The sequence below is a fragment of the Pseudomonas sp. GX19020 genome (assembly GCF_023371075.1).
Classification (GTDB): Bacteria; Pseudomonadota; Alphaproteobacteria; order Rhodobacterales; family Rhodobacteraceae; genus Pseudogemmobacter.
On the sequence record NZ_JAMCCR010000001.1, the window covers coordinates 178,478 to 198,290 of the forward strand.

Annotated in this window: 19 protein-coding genes; 12 read left to right on the forward strand and 7 right to left on the reverse strand. The window is 63.4% G+C overall.

Annotated features, from left to right (window positions below):
* Positions 1-63: 63 nt before the first annotated feature.
* Positions 64-759, reverse strand: coding sequence for an aquaporin Z (gene aqpZ / locus M3484_RS00945; RefSeq protein WP_092897930.1), 696 nt, complete (start codon positions 757-759; stop codon positions 64-66).
* 159 nt (positions 760-918) lie between these two features.
* Between aqpZ and lipA the strand changes: the two genes are divergently transcribed.
* Complete coding sequence (gene lipA, locus M3484_RS00950; RefSeq protein ID WP_249495373.1) at positions 919-1,869, forward strand: lipoyl synthase; 951 nt, start codon at positions 919-921, stop codon at positions 1,867-1,869.
* A gap of 27 nt (positions 1,870-1,896) precedes the next feature.
* Here the strand turns inward: lipA and M3484_RS00955 are convergent, their stop codons facing one another.
* From M3484_RS00955 to hpt, 3 genes are all read right to left on the reverse strand, one after another.
* Positions 1,897-2,814, reverse strand: a complete 918-nt coding sequence (locus M3484_RS00955; protein ID WP_249495374.1) for a c-type cytochrome — start codon at positions 2,812-2,814, stop codon at positions 1,897-1,899.
* 77 nt (positions 2,815-2,891) lie between these two features.
* Positions 2,892-3,062: a hypothetical protein gene (locus M3484_RS00960; RefSeq protein ID WP_171909509.1), complete on the reverse strand. Its 171-nt coding sequence runs from the start codon at positions 3,060-3,062 to the stop codon at positions 2,892-2,894.
* A 183-nt stretch (positions 3,063-3,245) separates the two neighbouring features.
* On the reverse strand, positions 3,246-3,869 hold the full coding sequence (hpt, locus tag M3484_RS00965) for a hypoxanthine phosphoribosyltransferase (protein ID WP_502942415.1): 624 nt from the start codon (positions 3,867-3,869) through the stop codon (positions 3,246-3,248).
* A 135-nt stretch (positions 3,870-4,004) separates the two neighbouring features.
* On the opposite strand from hpt, the gene M3484_RS00970 reads away from it, so the two are divergent.
* Complete coding sequence (locus M3484_RS00970; RefSeq protein ID WP_249495375.1) at positions 4,005-4,472, forward strand: type II toxin-antitoxin system RatA family toxin; 468 nt, start codon at positions 4,005-4,007, stop codon at positions 4,470-4,472.
* A gap of 93 nt (positions 4,473-4,565) precedes the next feature.
* Here the strand turns inward: M3484_RS00970 and M3484_RS00975 are convergent, their stop codons facing one another.
* The 3 genes from M3484_RS00975 to M3484_RS00985 are packed head-to-tail and all read right to left on the reverse strand — an operon-like array spanning position 4,566 to position 6,744.
* Positions 4,566-5,066 carry a CinA family protein gene (locus M3484_RS00975; RefSeq protein ID WP_249495376.1) on the reverse strand — a complete coding sequence of 167 codons (501 nt, stop codon included), beginning with the start codon at positions 5,064-5,066 and terminating at the stop codon, positions 4,566-4,568.
* The gene (locus M3484_RS00980) at positions 5,054-5,563 is read right to left on the reverse strand and encodes a phosphatidylglycerophosphatase A family protein (protein ID WP_171909508.1); all 510 of its coding nucleotides are present in this window, start codon (positions 5,561-5,563) and stop codon (positions 5,054-5,056) included. The genes M3484_RS00975 and M3484_RS00980 overlap by 13 nt, the downstream gene beginning before the upstream one ends.
* Positions 5,560-6,744: a bifunctional 2-C-methyl-D-erythritol 4-phosphate cytidylyltransferase/2-C-methyl-D-erythritol 2,4-cyclodiphosphate synthase gene (locus tag M3484_RS00985; RefSeq protein ID WP_283258255.1), complete on the reverse strand. Its 1,185-nt coding sequence runs from the start codon at positions 6,742-6,744 to the stop codon at positions 5,560-5,562. Before M3484_RS00985 ends, M3484_RS00980 begins: the two co-directional genes overlap by 4 nt.
* A gap of 297 nt (positions 6,745-7,041) precedes the next feature.
* Between M3484_RS00985 and dusB the strand changes: the two genes are divergently transcribed.
* The 10 genes from dusB to M3484_RS01035 all read left to right on the forward strand — a co-directional run bounded on the left by dusB (position 7,042) and on the right by M3484_RS01035 (position 19,742).
* The gene (gene dusB, locus M3484_RS00990) at positions 7,042-8,049 is read left to right on the forward strand and encodes a tRNA dihydrouridine synthase DusB (RefSeq protein ID WP_249495377.1); all 1,008 of its coding nucleotides are present in this window, start codon (positions 7,042-7,044) and stop codon (positions 8,047-8,049) included.
* On the forward strand, positions 8,046-9,143 hold the full coding sequence (locus tag M3484_RS00995; RefSeq protein ID WP_092897914.1) for a two-component system sensor histidine kinase NtrB: 1,098 nt from the start codon (positions 8,046-8,048) through the stop codon (positions 9,141-9,143). Before dusB ends, M3484_RS00995 begins: the two co-directional genes overlap by 4 nt.
* Positions 9,144-9,146: 3 nt before the next feature.
* On the forward strand, positions 9,147-10,526 hold the full coding sequence (locus M3484_RS01000; RefSeq protein ID WP_249495378.1) for a response regulator: 1,380 nt from the start codon (positions 9,147-9,149) through the stop codon (positions 10,524-10,526).
* Between the two features lie 63 nt (positions 10,527-10,589).
* Entirely contained in the window at positions 10,590-12,944 is a 2,355-nt protein-coding gene (locus M3484_RS01005) for a sensor histidine kinase NtrY-like (protein ID WP_249495379.1), read from the forward strand.
* A 1-nt stretch (position 12,945) separates the two neighbouring features.
* On the forward strand, positions 12,946-14,361 hold the full coding sequence (gene ntrX, locus M3484_RS01010) for a nitrogen assimilation response regulator NtrX (protein ID WP_283258256.1): 1,416 nt from the start codon (positions 12,946-12,948) through the stop codon (positions 14,359-14,361).
* A 98-nt stretch (positions 14,362-14,459) separates the two neighbouring features.
* A complete protein-coding gene (trkA, locus tag M3484_RS01015; protein WP_092897910.1) occupies positions 14,460-15,836 on the forward strand; it encodes a Trk system potassium transporter TrkA in 1,377 nt (458 codons plus the stop codon).
* Positions 15,836-17,419, forward strand: coding sequence for a potassium transporter TrkG (locus M3484_RS01020; RefSeq protein WP_249495381.1), 1,584 nt, complete (start codon positions 15,836-15,838; stop codon positions 17,417-17,419). Before trkA ends, M3484_RS01020 begins: the two co-directional genes overlap by 1 nt.
* Positions 17,420-17,653: 234 nt before the next feature.
* Complete coding sequence (gene hfq, locus M3484_RS01025) at positions 17,654-17,887, forward strand: RNA chaperone Hfq (protein ID WP_023664101.1); 234 nt, start codon at positions 17,654-17,656, stop codon at positions 17,885-17,887.
* Positions 17,884-19,317, forward strand: a complete 1,434-nt coding sequence (gene hflX / locus M3484_RS01030; protein ID WP_249495382.1) for a GTPase HflX — start codon at positions 17,884-17,886, stop codon at positions 19,315-19,317. The genes hfq and hflX overlap by 4 nt, the downstream gene beginning before the upstream one ends.
* Positions 19,302-19,742, forward strand: coding sequence for a hypothetical protein (locus M3484_RS01035; RefSeq protein ID WP_249495383.1), 441 nt, complete (start codon positions 19,302-19,304; stop codon positions 19,740-19,742). Before hflX ends, M3484_RS01035 begins: the two co-directional genes overlap by 16 nt.
* Positions 19,743-19,813: the final 71 nt, after the last annotated feature.

Here is a 19,813-nt window from a genome sequence, read left to right on the forward strand (position 1 = left end):
GCGGGAATGGGATAAAGATGCGCGCCCTTTTCAGGGCGCGCAGTTGCAGTTCATCCGCGCAGGTCAGTCTGCGCGCGTCAGGCCGGCCGCATGCACGACGCCGGCCAGGGCACCCCCCACCAGAGGGGCTATGATAAAGACCCAGAGCTGGCTCAGCGCGGCGCCGCCGGCAAAAAGTGCCGGGCCGACCGAGCGGGCCGGATTCACCGAAACGCCGGTGATCTGGATGCCGACAAGGTGGATCCCGGTCAGGGTCATGCCGATGGCAAGCCCGGCAAGGATGGTCGATGCGCCGGGATGGGTCGCGCCAAGGATCACCGTGACAAAGAGGAAGGTCGCCACGATTTCGAAGATCAGTGCCGAGGTCAGGTTGTATTTGCCCAGATAATTCTCGCCATAGCCGTTCGAGCCGAGCCCGTATTCCCCAAGCGTGAAGCCGGTTTTGCCGGTCATGATCAGGTAAAGCACTGCCGCGCCGAGGATGGCGCCGGCGAGCTGGGCGATCACATAGGTGATGAAGGCGCCGGGCGTCATCTTGCCCGCCAGCAATATGCCAAGGCTGACCGCCGGGTTAAGATGCGCGCCCGAGATCGCGCCGATGCCATAGGCGGCGGCGACGATCGAGAGGCCGAAGGCCAGCGAGATGCCGGTCAGGCCCACGCCGGTTGTGCCATCAGCGCCGGCGATCACCGCCGCGCCACAGCCAAAGAAAACGAGGATGAATGTGCCGATGACTTCGGCAGTAAATTGTTTAGACATTGTCCCTCCGGGTGACAGTGCCGGGTGAAAATTCCCCGGCGGATACTGGTCAGGCGGCTCCGGGGACGTGTATATGCACTATCCGTTGCCTTGGAGCCTCTCTCAGCTTATGTCTGGGGTGATCCCCGGAAAAGGGGGAAAAATTCCAGAGGTCAGCCCATGCGCGATCTGAAGATCCCCGATCAGCGTCACCCCGAAAAGGCGCATCGCCCCGATCAGGAGCAGCCGAAAAAGCCGTCCTGGATCCGGGTCCGGGCGCCGAATTCGGAAGGGTATAAAAAGACCCGCGACATCATGAAGGAAAACCGTCTGGTGACGGTCTGCGAGGAAGCGGGCTGTCCCAATGTCGGCGAATGCTGGAGCCAGGGTCACGCCACCATGATGATCATGGGCGAGATCTGCACCCGTGGTTGCACCTTTTGCAATGTGGCGACCGGCAAGCCGCAAAACCTTGATGCGTTCGAGCCGGGGCGGGTGGCCCATGCGGTCTCGAAGCTCGGTCTGAACCATGTGGTGATCACCAGCGTCGACCGCGACGATCTGGAAGATGGCGGCGCCGAGCATTTCGCCCAGACGATCCGCGCCGTGCGGCACCGCTCGCCGGATACCACGATCGAGATCCTGACGCCCGACTTCCTGAAATGCGCGCCCTCGGCGCTGGAGAAAGTGGTCGAGGCGCGGCCCGATGTTTTCAACCACAATCTCGAAACTGTGCCGGCGCTTTACCATGAGGTCCGTCCCGGCGCGCGCTACTTCCATTCCCTGCGGCTTTTGCAGCGGGTGAAAGAGCTTGATCCGACGATGTTTACCAAATCGGGGATCATGGTCGGTCTTGGCGAGACCCGGCCCCAGGTCTTGCAGGTGATGGATGATATGCGCTCGGCCGATATCGATTTCCTGACCGTGGGCCAGTATCTGCAACCAACCCCGAAACATCACCGTGTTGCGGAATTCGTCACGCCGGAGGATTTCAAGGCCTATGAGAAATCGGCCCGGAACAAGGGCTTCCTGATGGTCTCGGCCACGCCGCTGACGCGGTCTTCCTATCATGCGGGCGATGATTTCGCGCAATTGCGCCAGGCGCGGATGGAAAAACTCGGCCAGGCCTGAGCCTGGTCCGGGCCGCCCTTGGGCGGCTCACTCTGCCGGCGCGACCTTTTTCAGCCAGGCCGCGACGGCTGCCGCCTCTTCCGGGGGCAGACGGGCGAAATTCTCGACCACATGCGCCATATCGCCGCCGACGGAATCATAACCCGGGGTGAAGCCGGTGGTCAGATAATCGGCGATTTCCTCCGCGCTCCAGTCGAGGGCGGCGGGGGTGATGTTCGGGATCTGCCCGCGCCCCGAGGGATTTGGCGCACCCGCAAGCCAGCGCGAGCGGTCCATCGCCCCGAAAAGGTTGCGCGGCGTATGGCATTCGCCGCAATGCGCCATGGCCTCGCCAATATAGCGGCCGCGCTCTTCCTCAGGCGTCAGATCGCCGGTCACCACCCAATCCTTGCGCAGGAACAGAAGCTTCCAGCCGCCCAGCAGCCAGCGCTGGCTGAACGGAAAGCTCAGCTCATGGTCGTGGCTGGGCGACGGATCGGCGGGCAGCGTTTTCAGCCAGGCGTCAAGGTCGGCCACATCCTGCAGGGTGAGCTTTGCATATGAGGCGTAAGGCAGCGCCGGGTAGAGATGTTCGCCGCCGCGCGAGACGCCCCTTGTCAGTGCATTGGCAAGATCAAGGGCTGACCAGGCGCCGATGCCATACTGCCTGTCCTGGCTGATATTTGGTGCATAGAATGTGCCGAACTGCGATGCGAAGGCCTGCCCCCCGGCCAGGACCGGCCGGTCATCGGCGCTGTTCTCCTGCCCGGGTGCAAGATGGCAGGAAGCGCAGCCGGTGGCGAGGAAGACCAGCCGCCCGGCTTCGGCATCACCGGAAAGCCCGTCCATGGCATCGGCCGAAAGCGGGGCGGGCAAAGTGGCCCATGTCAGCACGGCTGCCGCAAGCGCGGCGCCTGACGCGAGGATCAGCGCGGCACGGCGCAGGGGATGAGGGGCTCGTGGCATCGGCTTGCCTTTCCGGGCTGGCTTTCCCCCATCCTGGACCGCTCAGCGCCGTTTGTCAGCGCGTTTTCCTGCGGCCCTCAGAACCGCATCCTGTTCACCCGGAGCCAGTCCGGCCAGCCCCAGATCCATTCAAATGCCGCAAAGGCGAGACAGGCGGCGATCACGCCCAGCACCAGCAGCACCCGCTTCATCGGCGGCGGGTTCTGCACCCAGCGTTTGGCACGCAACAGCCAGACGGTGATATTCATCGACACCCCCTTATCGCGGTATTCGCCCTGTTGCGGGAGGCAAACAGGACGCGCCTCACTTCAGACACCCGGGTAAAGCCACCGGAATGGCGCCTGGCAGGACCGAAACAGCGCAGGTCACGTTGCACCGAGGACTGCTCCTCGCCCGAACAGGGGATCTCGCCCGGAATCTGCGGGCAATGCTCAGGCGCCGTCGGTGAATCTGACCTTGCCAATATAGGGAAGGTTTCGGTTTCTCTGCGCAAAATCAATTCCATACCCAACGACAAACTCATCGGCGATCTCAAATCCGGTCCAGGTTGCGCGGATCGGCACCTCGCGCCGCGACGGTTTGTCAAGCAGCGCACAGATCTCAAGCCGGCGCGGCAGCCGCGACATCAGCAGGTTTTTCACATGGGTGAGGGTATGGCCGGTATCGACGATATCCTCGACCACCAGCACATCGCGGCCCTGAATCTCGCCGCGCAGATCCTTGAGGATCCGGACCTCGCGCGAGCTTTGCGTCGAATTGCCATAAGAAGAGGCTTCGAGAAAATCGACCTCGACCGGCAGGTCCAGCTCGCGCACGAGATCTGCGATGAAGACGAAAGAGCCGCGCAACAGGCCGACGACGACCAGCTTCTCGGTTCCCTGATAGGCGGCGGTGATTTCGCGCGCCAGCGTCTCGATCCGCGCGGCAATCGCTTTGGGGCTGATCATCTGGTCGATGACATAGGGCCGCCCCGCCGGGGTTTCGAGGGCCGGGCCCGGTGCAGTGGCCCGGGCAGGGTTCCTGGTGGTGGACTGGGCTTTGGTCGGATCGGTCATGGCTGGCGCTCGGTTCTGGCGGAATGATTTCTTTTCACCCCGAAAACGGGTGGGGGAAAGCGGAAACTCCCGCAATGGGGTTGAATTCCGGCGGTCGAGCGGTGAGATGGGGGTGTATCCGCAAGATTATCAGACATGCCCAGACATCAAGAGACCCGCAAATTGCCCTGGTCGGCACAAGAGATGTTCGATCTCGTCGCCGATGTGGAAAGTTATCCGAAATTTCTGCCCTGGAATGCGGCGGCACGGATCAAATCGCGCCGGCCGGTCGAGGGTGGCGCCGGGGGCGATACTGTGATCGAGGCCGATCTGGTGATCTCGTTCAAGGTGTTTCGCGAACGCTTTGGCAGCCGGGTCACGCTGATGCGCGACGAAAAGCGGATCCTGACGGAATATATCGACGGGCCGTTCCGGTATCTGCGGTCGACCTGGGAATTCCGCGATCTGGAGGAGGGCGGCTCTGAGGTCGGGTTCTTCGTCGATTTCGAGTTCCGCAATGCGATCCTGCAGGGCGTGATCGGGCTGGTTTTCAACGAGGCGATGCAGCGGATCGTGCGGGCGTTCGAGCGGCGCGCGGCAGAGCTTTACGGCGTGCGCGGGTAGCTGGCGCATCTGTCGGGGCTGAGGCGTAGAATGCGTGCCCTTACGGGCCTGCGCCTGTTTTAAGTCAGCATTAAGCGGATCAGCTCTGTGATATCAGGCCTTTGCCGTCGGGGCGGCTGCGTTATGGAGAAGGCGCAGCGCATATTCAGTGGCGGCCCTGCGCACATTGCTGCGGCCGAGGGCGCCGAAATCCCGGGTCTCGGTCAATGTTGTGCCACCGGTCCGGGCGAGGCCGAAACAGACCCGGCCTTCGGGTTTATGTTCGCTGCCGCCGGGGCCGGCGATGCCGGTGACCGAGACCGCGAGACCGGCGCGGGACTGGCGCAGCGCGCCTTCGGCCATTTCGCGCGCGACCTCCTGGCTGACGGCACCGAATTGGGTGAGGCTGCGCTGATCCACGCCGAGCATCGTCTGTTTCGCCTCATTGGAATAGGTGACGAAGCCGCATTCGACGACATCGGAAGAGCCGGGAATATCGGTCAGCGCGGCCGAAACGAGGCCGCCGGTGCAGCTTTCGGCGGTGGCGATCCTGAGCCCGCGCGCGCGGGCCTCCTGCAGGACGGCTTCAGCGAGGCGCGCGATCACATCAGCCATGGCTGCAGCACCGCATGATAAAGCCCGGCCAGGACGACCGATCCGATGCCGGCGAACAGCCCTGCAAGAACGTCGTCCAGCATCACCCCGGTGGCATCATGGCGCCTGTCGGCCTGGCCGATGATCCAGGGTTTCCAGATGTCAAAAAGGCGAAACAGCAGGAAAGGCACGACCCAGGCCGGCCAGGCGCCCCACCAGAGCCCGATATCAAGGCTGTGGTTCATCGCCGGAATGGCGGTGAAGCTCAGCGCGATCCACTGGCCGGCGACCTCGTCAATCACCACCTCGGACGGGTCGGTGTCGGTTGTGCCACGCAGGTAAAGCGGCACCGCCCAGAAGCCGAGCAGCGTCGCCAGCACCGCCCCCACCGGCACCAGCCAGTAAAGCCCCTGGTTCATCGCCAGCAGCGCCAGCAGTGCCGCCGCCAGCGAGGCCCAGGTGCCCGAAGCCGGACGGAGATGGCCAAGGCCAAAGAAAGTGGCAGTCAGGTTGATCATGCTTTCACCAATACCACGGTTGCAATGGAGGCTATACCTTCTTCGCGACCGGTAAAGCCCAGTCGCTCCGAGGTGGTTGCTTTGACGCTGATCCGGCTTGCGTCGAGTTCCATGATAGCCGCGAGGGCGGATTGCATGGATGCGGCATGTGGTCCGATCTTCGGGCGCTCGCAGATCAGGGTCACGTCGCAATTCGAGATCGCGAAACCGCGATCTGAGGCCAGCGCCACGGCATGGCGCAGGAAGATATGGCTTGCAGCTCCCTTCCATTGCGGATCCGAAGGCGGGAAATGCCGGCCGATATCGCCTTCTGCCAGCGCGCCATAGATCGCATCTGTCAGCGCATGCATCCCGACATCAGCATCGGAATGACCCAGCAGGGCGTGGTCATGCGGGATCTTTACACCACAAAGCCAGAGATGATTGCCCTCGGTGAAGGCATGGACATCAAAGCCATTGCCCATGCGGATATCCATGGTGCTTTCCTTTCCGCGCCGTTGCGCGAGGATCTGTTCCGCGCGGGGGAAATCCGGCGGGAAGGTGAGTTTGAGATTGTCTTCCTCGCCTTCGACAATCGCGACCTCCAGCCCGGATGCGAGGGCGAGTTCGACATCATCGGCGGCCTGGCCTGCCATGTCGGCGCGATGGGCGGCGAGAATGGCATCGAAATGGAAGGCCTGGGGGGTTTGCGCGCGCCAGAGCCCGTCGCGGGGCTGAAGACCGGTCACAACCGCGCTTTCGCCCCGCCAGAGCGCATCACTGACCGCAAGCGCAGGGGCGGCGGCCGGGCTGTGATCCAGGGCCGCAAGCATCCGTGCGATCAGTGCAGGGCTGGTCAGCGGCCGGGCGCCGTCCTGGATCAGTACCCTTTTGTACCCCTGGCCCGCCATGGCTTCGAGCGCGCGGCGCACCGACCCGGCCCGCGTGGCGCCGCCTTCGACAAGACGCGCCCCCGGCGCAATTTCTGCGACAAGTCCGGCGGCGGTCTCACGGTCATCGGGATGGATCACCAACGCCAGATCAAAGCCCTGAAAAGCGCGCAGCGTATGGGCGAGCACCGGTTCTCCGGCGAGAAGACGCCATTGCTTCGGCATGCCCCCACCGGCCCGCACCCCACGCCCGGCGGCGGTGATCACCACCAGCGTCTTTGGACTTGCGCTGGCCGGACCGGCTTCCGACATGTGTGAAACAATCTGGGGATGGGTCACAGAATTTTTGCCTGGTTCGGACTGGGGCTGTTGCGGCGGTTTTAGGCCAGGGAAAGGATGCTGGCAATCTGCGTGTCCCTGCCCAAAATGCGGGCAAGTGTGATTAATTATTGTGCAGGCTCTCGTTCCGGTGCAGGTCTGCCCGCGAATTATCCGGGCATCTGCCTTGGAACTATGCCGAACGGCAAATAGCACTTTCCCAAAGACAAAAGGAACCCGACCTTGGCTTTGACCCCTGGCACTTTGGAAAACGGTCCTTCGCAAAGGGATATGCCTGCAGCACCTGTCGCAGCGAGGCTTGCTGCAGTGGATATCGGGTCGTTCAGCCTTTACCCGCCGGTGTTTCTGGCGCCGCTTGCGGGGATCACTGATCTGCCGAACCGGCGGCTTGTAGGGTCATTTGGCGCAGGGCTTGTGGTGTCGGAAATGGTCGCCTCGGATGAGGTGCTCAGGAACCGTCCCGAAGCGCGGGCGCGGGCAGAGCTGGGTTTTGGTGAGAATATCACTTCGGTCCAGCTGGCGGGGCGCGAGCCCGCATTGATGGCCGAGGCGGCCAGGTGGTGCGAGGGGCAGGGCGCTGAGATCATCGATATCAATATGGGCTGCCCGTCGAAACGGGTGACGACGGGGCTCTGTGGTTCGGCGCTGCTGAAAGATCTCGACCTCGCGGTCGGGCTGATCGAGGCGGTGGTCGGCGCGGTGAAAGTGCCGGTGACGCTCAAGACCCGGCTGGGCTGGGATGAACATCTGCTGAATGCGCCCGACCTGGCGGCCCGCGCCGAACAGGCGGGGGTGAAGATGGTGGTGATCCATGGCCGCACCCGCTGTCAGTTTTACAAAGGCCAGGCCGACTGGGCCGCGATCAGACGGGTGAAAGAGGCGGTGACGATCCCGGTGATCGCGAATGGCGACATTATTGATGCCGCCACCGCGGCCGAGGCGCTGGCGCAGTCGGGGGCGGATGGCGTCATGGTCGGGCGTGGCGCCCAGGGCGCGCCCTGGCGACTGGCCGAGATCGCCCATGCACTTTACGGCACGCCTGCGCCGGTGATCCCCGAAGGGCCGGCGCGGGGCGAGATGATCGTCCGGCATTACGATGAGATGCTTGGTTTCTACGGGCGCGAACTGGGCCTGCGCTGCGCGAGGAAGCATCTTGGCTGGTATCTGGAAGAGGCCGGGATGGACCATGCCCGCGAGGCGGTGCTGACCGCAACCGACCCCGCTCTGGTCCGCGAGCTGATCCTTCGCGCCTTCAGCGAGACCGAGGAGGCCGCATGAGCAGCTATCGCTCTCCCTGGCCGGTTCCCGGTGTGGTCTGGGCGTCATTGCCGCTGCCGGCCCTGCTGGTCGGGCCGGATGGCCTGATCCGCGAGGCCAATCCGGCGGCGGAGAGCTTTCTCAACGCCTCGGCGAAATCCCTGTCCGGTCAGCCGGTGCTGGACCGCATCATGATCGACGCGCCGATGGAGGAAGCCTTCGCCCGCGCCCGCGCCAATCAGGCACCGATGAAGATCAACAATGCCGACGTGACCAGCGGAGACCGCCCGCCGGTGCAGTGTTCGGTCCATATCGCGCCGATGCAGGACCAGCCGGACCATCTGATGCTGATGTTTTCGCCGCGCGAGATTGCCGTCCGGCTGGGGCGCGCAGGGGCCTCGAAAACGGCGGCGAAATCGGCGATCGGCATGGCCGAGATGCTGGCGCATGAGATCAAGAACCCGCTCGCGGGCATCGCAGGCGCGGCACAGCTATTGTCAATGTCGCTGACGCCGGAAGATCGCGAGATGACCGATCTGATCGTGGAAGAGACCCGGCGCATCGTCAAATTGCTGGAGCAGGTCGAACAATTCGGCAATCTGCGGCCGCCGGAACGCCGCGCGGTGAATATCCATGACGCGCTCGACCGGGCGCGGCGTTCGGGGCTTGTGGGTTTTGCCTCGCATATGGTGATCCAGGAAGATTACGACCCCTCGCTGCCGCCGACCTGGGCCGATCCCGATCAGCTGATGCAGGTCTTTCTGAACCTGATCAAAAATGCCGCCGAAGCTGCAGGGCGCAAGGGCGGCACCATCCGGCTGCGCACTTTTTATGACCTGAGCCTCAGGATGCGCCGCAAGGATGGCAGCCAGGCGGCGCTGCCGCTGAATGTCGAGGTGATTGACGATGGCCCCGGCCTGCCACCCGATATCGCGGCCGAGGTTTTCGACCCCTTCGTTTCGGGGCGCGAGAACGGCACCGGGCTCGGCCTCGCGCTGGTCTCGAAAATCATCGCCGACCATGAGGGCTGGATTTCGGTCGATTCCGTTCCGGGGCGGACGGTGTTCCGTCTCTCGCTGCCGATGGTGCCCAAAGAACCAAGGAAAGAGGTGTAACCCATGGATGGAACGGTTCTGGTCGCGGATGACGACCGCACGATCCGCACGGTTCTGACCCAGGCGCTGACCCGGGCGGGCTGCAAGGTGCATGCGACCTCTAGCCTGATGACGCTGATGCGGTGGGTGGAAGAGGGCAAGGGGGATCTGGTGATCTCGGATGTGATCATGCCGGATGGCAACGGGCTGGATGCACTGCCGCGCATCGCGCGTATGCGGCCCGGCCTGCCGGTGATCGTGATAAGCGCGCAAAACACCATCATGACCGCGATTCAGGCCGCCGAAGCCGAGGCGTTCGACTATCTGCCGAAACCTTTCGATCTGCCCGATCTGATGAAGCGCTCGGCCCGCGCGCTGGAGCAAAAACGCCGCGCCGCCCCGGTCGCACAGCCAGTCCGCGAACCCGCCGAAGAACTGCCGCTGGTCGGGCGCACGCCCGCGATGCAGGCGCTGTACCGGCTGGTGGCGCGGGTGATGAATACCGATATTCCGGCGCTGATCTCGGGCGAATCGGGTACCGGAAAAAGCCTGCTCGCGCGCGCCATCCATGATTTCTCGGACCGCCGGACGCTGCCCTTCGTCACCGCGACCGCAAGCGATCTGCAAGGGGTCGAAGGCCCGTCTTCGCTGATCGCGAAAGCGCGTGGCGGCTCGGTCGTTTTCGATGAGATCGGGGATTTCAACGAGGATGCCCAGGCACGGGTGGTGCGGCTCCTCGATATGCTCGGGGACGATTCGATGGCCGGCAAGGCCCCCCGGATCATGGCGACAAGCCAGGTCGATCTGGCCGGGCGGATGGAGACAGGAGGTTTCCGCCAGGATCTTTACTACCGGCTCGGCGGGGTGACGCTGCATGTGCCTTCCTTGCGCGAGCGCGTCGAGGACATCCCGCTGCTGGCCGAACATTTCCTCGCGAAGGGCGAGCGCGATTTCGGCACCACCCGCCAGCTGGCCCCCGACGCGCGCGAACTGATCCGCAACCATGCCTGGCCGGGCAATGTGCGTCAGCTGGAAAATGCGATTCGCCGTCTTCTGGTCACCGCCTCCGATGCCGAAATCAACCGGGCCGAGGTGGCGGCGGTGCTGGGTCAACTCCCGGTGGCGGAGCCGAGCCGTGGCGTGATGGAGGGTGAGAAACTTTCCGCCACTGTGATGCGCCATCTGAAACGCTACTTCGATCTGCATGGCGGACAGCTGCCACCCCCCGGTGTTTACCAGCGTATCCTGCGTGAAGTGGAGATGCCGCTGATCGAAATCGCGCTGGATGCGACCGGTGGCAACCAGGCAAGATGTGCCGATTTGCTCGGGATAAACCGCAATACTTTGCGCAAGAAGATCACCGATCTGGATATTCGCGTGACACGGCGCCGCAAGCTGATGTAAAACCGCAACATCAAGCGTGGCAGACGGGTCGCACAAGGGCCTGTCCACAAGATGTTGAAGGTGATGGCGGGATTTGAATCCGGTCGGGTTGTGAAGCGCGATGTCTGGCAAAGGGTTTCGCGCCTGCGCCGGCAGCGGCGGATTCAGACAGCCTTCACTCTGGGGCTGGTCTTCCTTGGGCCGGTGCTGGTGGTCGCGACCTTCCTCCTGCTCGGGCCGATGAACCACAGCGGCAACTCGCCTGCTTTGCGGCTGATCCTGCTTGCCGACCTGGTCTATGTGCTGCTGATCGCGGCGCTGGTGCTGGCGCGGGTGATGCGGATGGTGGCCGATCGCCGCCGCCGCTCGGCCGGGTCGAACCTGCATATGCGGCTGACCGCCGTTTTCGCCGGCATGGCGCTGGTGCCGACCATCCTCGTCGCGGTCTTCGCGGTACTTTCGGTCAATCTTGGCCTGGAGGGCTGGTTTTCAGAGCGCGTCCGTTCAGTGGTGGGCGCATCGCTTGCGGCGGCCCAGGCCTATGAGGGGGAACAAAGCGCGAGCCTTGCGCAGGATGCGATGGCGCTGGCGGTCTATCTGAATGCCGCGCGCGAACAAAGCGTGATGCTGCGCGATGACCAGCTGCGTCCGCTTTTGGCCAAGGGGCAGGAACAGATCCAGCGCGGGCTCAAAGAAGCCTATCTGGTCGATGGCACAGGTCAGCTGAAGACGCGGGGTGAAAGCTCTTATCTCTTTGACTTTGAAGTCATTTCTTCTGATGATCTGCAAAAGAGCCAGGCCGGTGGTGTCGTGCTGATCCGCGACTGGCAGAATAATGAATTCCGCGCGCTGGTGCGGCTGCCGGCCTATGCCGACCGCTATCTCTATGTCTCACGCGCCGTGGACGGGCGGCTCCTGTCATTGCTGGACGAGACGACCGAGACCGTGAAGCTTTACAACCAGCTGGAAGCGGATCGCGGCAAGCTTCTGCTGAATTTCGGTTTCATCTATCTGGGCTTTGCGCTGATCCTGATTCTTGCTGCGATCTGGCTGGGCCTGTGGTTCGCCGAACGGCTGTCGCGCCCGGTGGGGCGGCTGACCGGCGCTGCGCAGAGGGTCGGCGAAGGCGATCTTGACGTGCAGGTGACCGAAGAACAGGGCGATGACGAGATCGCCATGCTGGGGCGCATCTTCAACCGCATGACCCGGCAGCTGAAGGGCCAGCGGCTTGCGCTTGAGGCCAGCCACGCCGAGACCGAGGAACGCCGGCGGATGTTCGATTCCGTGCTGTCGAATGTGACGGCGGGAGTGATTGGCCTTGGCGGTGACGGGCGGGTGGATTTCATCAACCGCGCGGCTTTGCGGGTGCTGGATCTGGGCGATGAGGTGGAAGACCGGCGTCTGGACGAGATCGTGCCCGAATTCGCCGGCTTGTTCGAAACGCTCCAGGCCAGTTCCGGCCAGGTTGCGCAGGAGGAAATCCGCGTTACCCGGCGCGGTCAGATCGAGAGCCTGCTGGTCAGAATGGGCGAACGGCGCTCGGACAGTGGCGAGGCCGAAGGCTATGTGGTGGCCTTTGACGATGTGACCGACCTTGTCTCGGCGCAGCGTATGGCGGCCTGGGGCGATGTCGCGCGCCGCATCGCGCATGAGATCAAGAACCCGCTGACGCCCATTCAGCTTTCGGCGGAACGGGTGAAGCGCAAATTCTCGAAACAGGTGCAGGATGTAGAGGAACTGGCGAGCCTGACAGATGTTATTGTTCGGCAAACCAATGACTTGCGCCGCATTGTTGATGAGTTTTCCAAATTCGCCCGTATGCCTGAACCGGACCGGCGCGAGACCGATCTGCTGGCAATCCTGCGTGATGCAGTGACCTTGCAGCGTGCGGGTCAGCCGGGCGTTGCTTTCACGGCCGGGATCCCGGATGGCCAGCTTCTGATGGATCTGGACGCGACCATGATCAGCCAGGCCCTGACAAATCTGATCAAGAACGCCGGAGAAGCTACTGAATCTCATATTGAAAATGGGGCAGGTGAAGGATACCGTCCGCAGATCCGCGTTACCCTTGCCAGGGATGAGGCGGAAAGCGTAATCCGCATCATGGACAATGGCACCGGCCTGCCGGAAGACCGGGCGCGGCTGTTTGAGCCCTATGTCACGACGCGCGCCAAGGGGACGGGCCTTGGCCTGCCGATCGTGCGCAAGATCATCGAGGAACATGGCGGCACGCTGACCCTCACCGATGCGCCGGTCTTCGAGGGAGAGACCCATGCCGGCGCCATGGCCGAGATCAGGCTCCCGCGTCTGAACCGGCGCAGGATGGGACGTAACATGGCACCGCAAGGCACTGCTGCGGCTGAGAAAACGGATAACAACTCCCGTAACGGGGTGGCTTTTGCCCCTGGCAACGGACCCGGGAACGGGAATGGAGGCTGAGATGAGCATTCTGATCGTCGATGACGAAAAGGACATTCGCGAACTGATCGGCGATATCCTGAAAGACGAAGGTTACGCGATACGCCTCGCCGGGAATTCCGAGGATTGTATCAACGAAATCAATACAGAGGCGCCCGATCTTATGGTGCTCGACATCTGGCTGAAAGACAGCCGGATGGATGGGATCGACATTCTTAAAACCGTCAAACGCGATAACCCGGATGTGCCGGTGATCATCATCTCGGGTCACGGCAATATCGAGATTGCGGTCGCGGCGATCAAACAGGGCGCTTACGATTTCATCGAAAAACCCTTTAATATCGATCAGTTGGTACTGGTTGTTGCGCGTGCGATGGAGACATCAAGGCTCCGCCGTGAGAACAGCGAGCTCAAGCGCCGCGATGTGACCTCGACCGAGATGATCGGGTCGAGCCCCGCGTTCAAAGGGCTGCGTGCCCAGCTCGACAAGGTGACGAAGTCGAATGGCCGCGTGATGCTGACCGGGCAGCCGGGATCGGGCAAGGAACTGGCGGCGCGCTATATCCATCTGAACTCGAACCGCGCCTCGGCGCCCTTCATCACCGTGTCTTCGGCGACCATCGAGCCGGAGCGGATGGAGGAGGTGCTTTTCGGGCGCGAGACGCCGGAACGCGGCATCGAGCCGGGGCTTCTGGAACAGGCGCATGGCGGTGTGGTCTATTTTGACGAGGTCGGCGACATGCCGACCGGCACGCAGTCAAAGATCCTGCGCGTGCTGACCGAACAGCAATTCAACCGCGCCGGCGGCAGCGACAAGGTGCGGGTCGATCTGCGGGTGATCTCCTCGACCTCCCGCGATCTGCCGGGGGAAATCCGCGCCGGGCGTTTCCGCCAGGAGCTGTTTGACCGCCTTAACGTGGTGCCGATCCCGGTGCCTTCGCTGGCCGACCGCCGCGATGACATTCCCGAACTCGCCCGTCATTTCGTGGCCTGGTTCCATCGCAGCCAGGGCCTGCCTTTGCGCCCGATCAGCCCTGATGCCGAGGCGATGCTGCAGACCATGTCCTGGCCGGGCAATATCCGTCAGCTGCGGAATATGATCGAACGCGTACTGATCCTCGGTGAGGGCACCGACGAGATCGAAGCGCGTGAGCTGCCCGGGGCTGAAGGGGCCAGCGGCGCCGGTGAGACGATGGTGCTGGGCGGCGCGGTGGCGACGCTGCCGCTGCGCGAGGCGCGCGAGCTTTTCGAACGCGAATATCTTCTGACCCAGATCAACCGCTTCGGCGGCAATATCTCGCGGACGGCGAATTTTGTCGGCATGGAGCGTTCGGCGTTGCACCGGAAGCTGAAAAGCCTCGGCGTGGTGACCTCGTCGAAATCAGGCACCCGCAGCGCCTATTTCGACGACGAGTTCCAGGAGGGAGAGGCGGGCTGAGCACGGCCCGGGCGCCATTGCCGGCGGGGGAATTGACCTTTCGCCAGGGCTTTGCGAAACAGGAAGAATGACGGCGGGCGAGGCCAGAGGAGAACCCTATGAAGGTCATCATCTGCGGCGCCGGCCAGGTCGGCTGGCAGATTGCGCGCCAGCTGGCCGGTGAAAAGAACGATGTCACCATCGTCGACACCAATGCCGATCTGATCCGCCGCGCGACCGAAGTTCTGGATGTTCAGGGCGTGGTGGGTTTTGCAAGCCATCCCGATATACTGGAAAAAGCCGGCGCCCGTGACGCCGATATGGTGATCGCCGCGACCTATTCGGACGAGGTGAATATGGTCACCTGTCAGATTGCCGCTTCGGCCTTTAACGTCACCCGCCGCATCGCGCGGATCCGGGCGCAGAACTACCTCGAGACCGGCTATTCCGATCTTTATAACACCGACCGGCTGGCGATTGACGTGATCATCAGCCCGGAGCTTGAGGTGGCCGAGGCCGCGCTGCAACGGCTTGCCGCGCCCGAGACTTTTGACACCGAGGTTTTCATGTCGGGGCGCGCGCATCTGCTGGGGATCCGCCTTGGGCCGGAATGCCCGGTCCTGAACACGCCGCTCAGGCAGCTCAATGATCTCTTCCCCTCGCTCCGGGCGATCGTGGTGGGGGTGCGCCGCAATGAAAAGCTTTTTGCGCCACATCCCGAAGATCAGCTGCTGGAAGACGATCAGATCTATCTTTTCGTCCATACCGAAGATGTCAGCCGCAGCCTCGGGATTTTCGGCAAGCGCGAGCATAAACAGGATAGCATTGTCATTATCGGTGGCGGCAATGTCGGGCTGACGGTCGCGCGGGCGCTGGAGGCGCGGTCGGATCGGGTCCGGGTTCGGATGATCGAGAAGAACCGCCAGATCGCCGAGGCCGCTGCCGATCAGCTGTCGCGCACCATCGTGCTGAATGGTGACGGGATGGATATGGATCTGCTGGCCGAGGCTGGGGTGGACCGGGCCGATGCCGTCCTGGTGGTCACGGATGATGACAAGACCAATCTTCTGGTCTCGGTTCGCGCCAAACAGGCGGGCTGCCCGCTGACCATCGCGCTGGTGAATGACCCGACCATGGCGCCTCTGATGGCGGCGCTGGATCTTGACGCCTGGATCAACCCGCGCGCGACGACGGTCTCGTCGATTCTGCGCCATATCCGTCATGGCCGCGTCCGCGCCGTCTATTCGCTGGGCGATGGCGAGGCCGAGATGATCGAGGCTCAGGTCATGTCGACCTCGCCGATCTCGGGCAAGATGATCCGGGATATCGCATTCCCCGAAGGCGTGCTGGTCGGCGGCGTGATGAAGGGCGACCGGATGCTGAAACCCGAGCCCGATACGCGGATCGAGCCGGGTGACGTGGTCGCGGTCTTTGCCCTGGTGAAAGATGTTCCCGAGGTCGAGCGCCTGTTCCAGGTCTCGATTGATTTCTTCTGATGCGGCCGCTGGCAGGGCTCCCGCGGGGTGGCAGACGCCCGCTGTTATGGGATGTGCCGCTTCTGGTGCTGGCTCTGGGCGTGGTCGGGGTCCTGTGCTGGATCCCGGCGGCCCATGCCGCAAGCCTGAGCGATCACCGCACCGCGCAGAGCTTTTTCTATTCCGGGCTGATCCTCGTCGTGCTGACGGTGATGCTGGCCATGGTGACCCGCGACTCAAAGCGCCGCCATTCCGCCCATAGCCAGCTGGCGGCACTGGCCGGAACCTATGCGATTTTGCCCTTTGCTTTCGCACTGCCCTTGATTCCGCTGATCCGCGACACCACGCTGCTCAATCTGTGGTTCGAGATGATCTCGTCTTTCACCACCACCGGCGCCACGGGTTATGCGCCCGACCGGCTGCCGGCTTCTGTCCATCTGTGGCGGGGGATGGCGGGCTGGCTGGGCGGCTATTTCGTGCTGATCGCGGCCTGGGCGGTGCTCGCACCTCTGAACCTGGGCGGGGCCGAGGTGATCTCGGGGCAGCTTCCGGGGCAAAAGAGCCAGCTGATCGGCCGCGGCGGCGGGTTGACCGATCCGCGCGAGCGGCTGACCCGCGCGTCTTCAGCGATCCTGCCGGTCTATGCCGGGCTGACCTTCGCGCTGTGGATCATGTTGCTGATCGCGGGCGAAAACGGGCTGATCGCGCTGACCCATGCGATGGGAACCCTGTCGACCAGCGGCATTTCGGCGGGGACGGGACAGGCGGTCCTGTATTCCGGCCTCGCGGGCGAGGTGCTGATCTTCTTTTTCTTCCTGCTGGCGCTCAGCCGGCATCTGATGCCGTTCAACCTGCCGGGCCAGGTGCACGGATCGCTGCGCCAGGACCCCGAGATCCGGCTCGGCCTGATCCTGATTTCGCTTGTGGTCGTCGTTCTGCTGCTCCGCCATCTGGTGGCGGATGCCGGGGCGGGCGGCGAGGAAAGCCTGGCCGCGCTGATCCGCGCCTTCTGGGGATCTCTCTTCACTGCGGCCTCGTTCCTGACCACCACCGGCTATGAAAGCGTCTGGTGGAGTTCGGCGCGCAACTGGGCGGGGATGGGGTCGCCGGGGCTGATGCTGATGGGGCTTGCGATAATCGGTGGTGGTGTGGCGACGACCGCCGGGGGGGTGACGCTTTTGCGGGTCTGGGCGCTTGGCCTTCAGGGCAAGCGTGAGCTCGAGCGCATCATCCACCCCCATTCCATCGGCATCGGTGCCGAGGTGCGCAGGCTTGCCGGGCGCGGCGCCTGGTTCGCCTGGATTTTCTTTATGCTTTTCGCGATATCTGTCGCACTGATCACTGCCGCGCTGACCCTGTTCGGGCTGCGGTTCACCGAAGCGCTGATCTTCTGCCTTTCGGCGCTGACCACGACCGGTCAGCTTGCCTGGCTTGCCGGGGCCGAGCCGCTGTCCTGGGCGGCGCTGTCTGCCCCGGTGAAGGTGATTCTCGCTTTGACCATGGTGCTTGGCCGGGTGGAGACGCTGGCGCTGATCGCGCTGATCGCACCGGGCAACTGGTCGGGAGGCTGGTCGGCCCCCTGGTCGGGCAAGGCGGGGCGCTGAGAAGTCAGGGCTCTGACGGGCTTTTGCGCAACAGTCTGACGCTCACAGGTCACAACCAGGTGGAGATTCTGCATTTCCTCTCTGGAAACCATGCGCAACATTCCTATTATTCGCGCAACCCGGTCGGTTTTTCCGCATCCGGGCGAGGTGGGCTTGATGCGGGTGTTCCGCCGGCCTCACCGGATTTCTCAAACCCGCAAGTGAAGCGGGCCCAGGCGCAAGGCAAAACAAACAATGGCTGGCGATAAACAGAACCTCCAGGACGCCTTCCTGAACCATGTCCGCAAGGCAAAGGTTCCGGTGACGATCTTCCTGATCAACGGGGTCAAACTCCAGGGTGTGATCACCTGGTTCGACAATTTCTGCGTGCTGCTGCGGCGCGACGGTCAATCGCAACTCGTGTATAAACACGCGATTTCGACCATCATGCCCGGTGCGCCCATCAATCTTTATGAAGGCGAAGATTGAGCAATAAGCCCTCCGATCCCGCATCCGATCCCCCTGAAAATTCAGACGGGCCCGAATATCAGGACGCGCCGGGATCTTCCGCTCTGACGGACGATGATGATCTGTTCTCCGACCTGTCCGCGCTGCGGGCAGAGCGGAGCAAATGGCAACTGACCGCGACTGAAAAGACGCGGGCAGTTGTTCTGCATCCCGATATCCGCAGCCGCCAGACCCGCCGTCTTCCCGAACATGGTCTGGCCGAGGCCGTCAGCCTGGCCGCAGCCCTTCCGAATATGGATGTGGTCTGGTCCCAGGTGGTCAAAGTGTCAAAGACCGTGCCCGCAACGCTGTTCGGCCCCGGCAAGGTCGAAGAAATCGGCGAAAGGCTGAAGGCGGAAAAGATCGGCCTTGTCTTTATCGACGGGCCGGTGACGCCGGTGCAGCAACGCAATCTTGAACGCGACTGGAAGGTCAAGCTCCTTGACCGGACCTCGCTGATTCTCGAGATTTTCGCCGACCGCGCCCGCACCCGCGAAGGTGTGTTGCAGGTGGAACTGGCGGCGCTGAACTATCAGCGCACCCGCCTGGTACGCGCCTGGACCCATCTGGAACGCCAGCGTGGTGGCTTCGGCTTTGTCGGTGGCCCGGGCGAAACGCAGCGCGAAAATGACCGCCGCGCGATTGACGAACAGGCGATCCGGCTGCGGCGTCAGCTGGAAAAGGTCGTCCGTACCCGTGAATTGCACCGCGCCGCCCGTGCCAAAGTGCCGTTCCCGATTGTGGCGCTGGTCGGCTATACCAATGCCGGCAAATCGACCTTGTTCAACCGGGTGACCGGGGCCGAAGTGCTGGCGAAAGACATGCTTTTCGCCACGCTCGACCCGACGATGCGCGCGCTGGAAATCCCCGGAGCCCTTGGCGGCAGCCGCCGTGTGATCCTCTCGGATACGGTGGGTTTCATTTCCGACCTGCCGACCCAGCTGGTCGCCGCCTTCCGCGCCACGCTGGAGGAGGTGCTCTCTGCCGATCTGATCCTGCATGTCCGCGACATCTCGCATCCCGAAACCGCCGAACAGGCCGCCGATGTCGAAGAGATCCTGACCTCGCTTGGCGTGCCGCCAGAGACGCCGAAATTCGAGATCTGGAACAAGCTCGATCTCGTCGATCCGAGCGCCCGTGAGGCGCTTGCGGCCCAGGCTGCGACCCGCCCCGATACATTCGTGATCTCGGCGCTCACAGGTGAGGGGGTTCCCGATCTTCTGACCGCCATTTCCGCCAGTTTCGAGGCCGAGCGCCGCGAGGAAGAGCTGGCGCTTGGCTTCAGCGAGGGCCGCAAACGCGCCTGGCTGCATCAGACCGGTGTCGTGGTCCGCGAGGATCAGACCGATGAAGGCTGGCAGATCACAGTGCAATGGACCGAAAGGCAGGCGCAGGAATGGGCACGGCTCTGACCAGGCTCGGGCGGGCCCTCGCGGCGGGCCTGATCGGCACGGCCCTCGCGACCGGCCTGCATTTCATGATCCTGACCTCCGGCGCGGCGCGGGGCCTGATCGGTTCGGGGCAGGGGCTGCCGCAAACGCCCGGCCTGCCGCTGACGGCGGGCGGGCTCGTGCTTGAATGCCTGATCGCGGCCCTGCCGGTTCTGCCGGTTGTTGCGCTCACCGTCTTTGGCGGCCGCGTCCTGATGAGCCTTGGCTTTCTCGCCGCCTGGGCCTGGGGCGGTAATCGCCTCGGCACGTTCTTTACGGCTGTAAGCGGCGGCACCTTCGGCTGGGGGGACGGCTTCTCGCTGTTTTACAGCACCGGCATGTTCACGATGATCGCCGCGCTGACCGCCGCCTTCGTGCTCTGGATCCTTGCGCCGCACCCGCGCTGAGGCGCGCCGCGCCCTTTCCGCCTGACCCTATTATGCCCCGCTGGAACAGTTGTCCGGCGAGGGATCGGTGG

Coding starts and splice junctions, on each gene's coding strand:
- aqpZ (WP_092897930.1), bottom strand. CDS start 759: ATGTCTAAACAATTTACTGCCGAAGTCATCGGCACATTCATCCTCGTT.
- lipA (WP_249495373.1), top strand. CDS start 919: ATGCGCGATCTGAAGATCCCCGATCAGCGTCACCCCGAAAAGGCGCAT.
- M3484_RS00955 (WP_249495374.1), bottom strand. CDS start 2,814: ATGCCACGAGCCCCTCATCCCCTGCGCCGTGCCGCGCTGATCCTCGCG.
- M3484_RS00960 (WP_171909509.1), bottom strand. CDS start 3,062: ATGAATATCACCGTCTGGCTGTTGCGTGCCAAACGCTGGGTGCAGAAC.
- hpt (WP_502942415.1), bottom strand. CDS start 3,869: ATGACCGATCCGACCAAAGCCCAGTCCACCACCAGGAACCCTGCCCGG.
- M3484_RS00970 (WP_249495375.1), top strand. CDS start 4,005: ATGCCCAGACATCAAGAGACCCGCAAATTGCCCTGGTCGGCACAAGAG.
- M3484_RS00975 (WP_249495376.1), bottom strand. CDS start 5,066: ATGGCTGATGTGATCGCGCGCCTCGCTGAAGCCGTCCTGCAGGAGGCC.
- M3484_RS00980 (WP_171909508.1), bottom strand. CDS start 5,563: ATGATCAACCTGACTGCCACTTTCTTTGGCCTTGGCCATCTCCGTCCG.
- M3484_RS00985 (WP_283258255.1), bottom strand. CDS start 6,744: ATGTCGGAAGCCGGTCCGGCCAGCGCAAGTCCAAAGACGCTGGTGGTG.
- dusB (WP_249495377.1), top strand. CDS start 7,042: ATGCCTGCAGCACCTGTCGCAGCGAGGCTTGCTGCAGTGGATATCGGG.
- M3484_RS00995 (WP_092897914.1), top strand. CDS start 8,046: ATGAGCAGCTATCGCTCTCCCTGGCCGGTTCCCGGTGTGGTCTGGGCG.
- M3484_RS01000 (WP_249495378.1), top strand. CDS start 9,147: ATGGATGGAACGGTTCTGGTCGCGGATGACGACCGCACGATCCGCACG.
- M3484_RS01005 (WP_249495379.1), top strand. CDS start 10,590: ATGGCGGGATTTGAATCCGGTCGGGTTGTGAAGCGCGATGTCTGGCAA.
- ntrX (WP_283258256.1), top strand. CDS start 12,946: ATGAGCATTCTGATCGTCGATGACGAAAAGGACATTCGCGAACTGATC.
- trkA (WP_092897910.1), top strand. CDS start 14,460: ATGAAGGTCATCATCTGCGGCGCCGGCCAGGTCGGCTGGCAGATTGCG.
- M3484_RS01020 (WP_249495381.1), top strand. CDS start 15,836: ATGCGGCCGCTGGCAGGGCTCCCGCGGGGTGGCAGACGCCCGCTGTTA.
- hfq (WP_023664101.1), top strand. CDS start 17,654: ATGGCTGGCGATAAACAGAACCTCCAGGACGCCTTCCTGAACCATGTC.
- M3484_RS01035 (WP_249495383.1), top strand. CDS start 19,302: ATGGGCACGGCTCTGACCAGGCTCGGGCGGGCCCTCGCGGCGGGCCTG.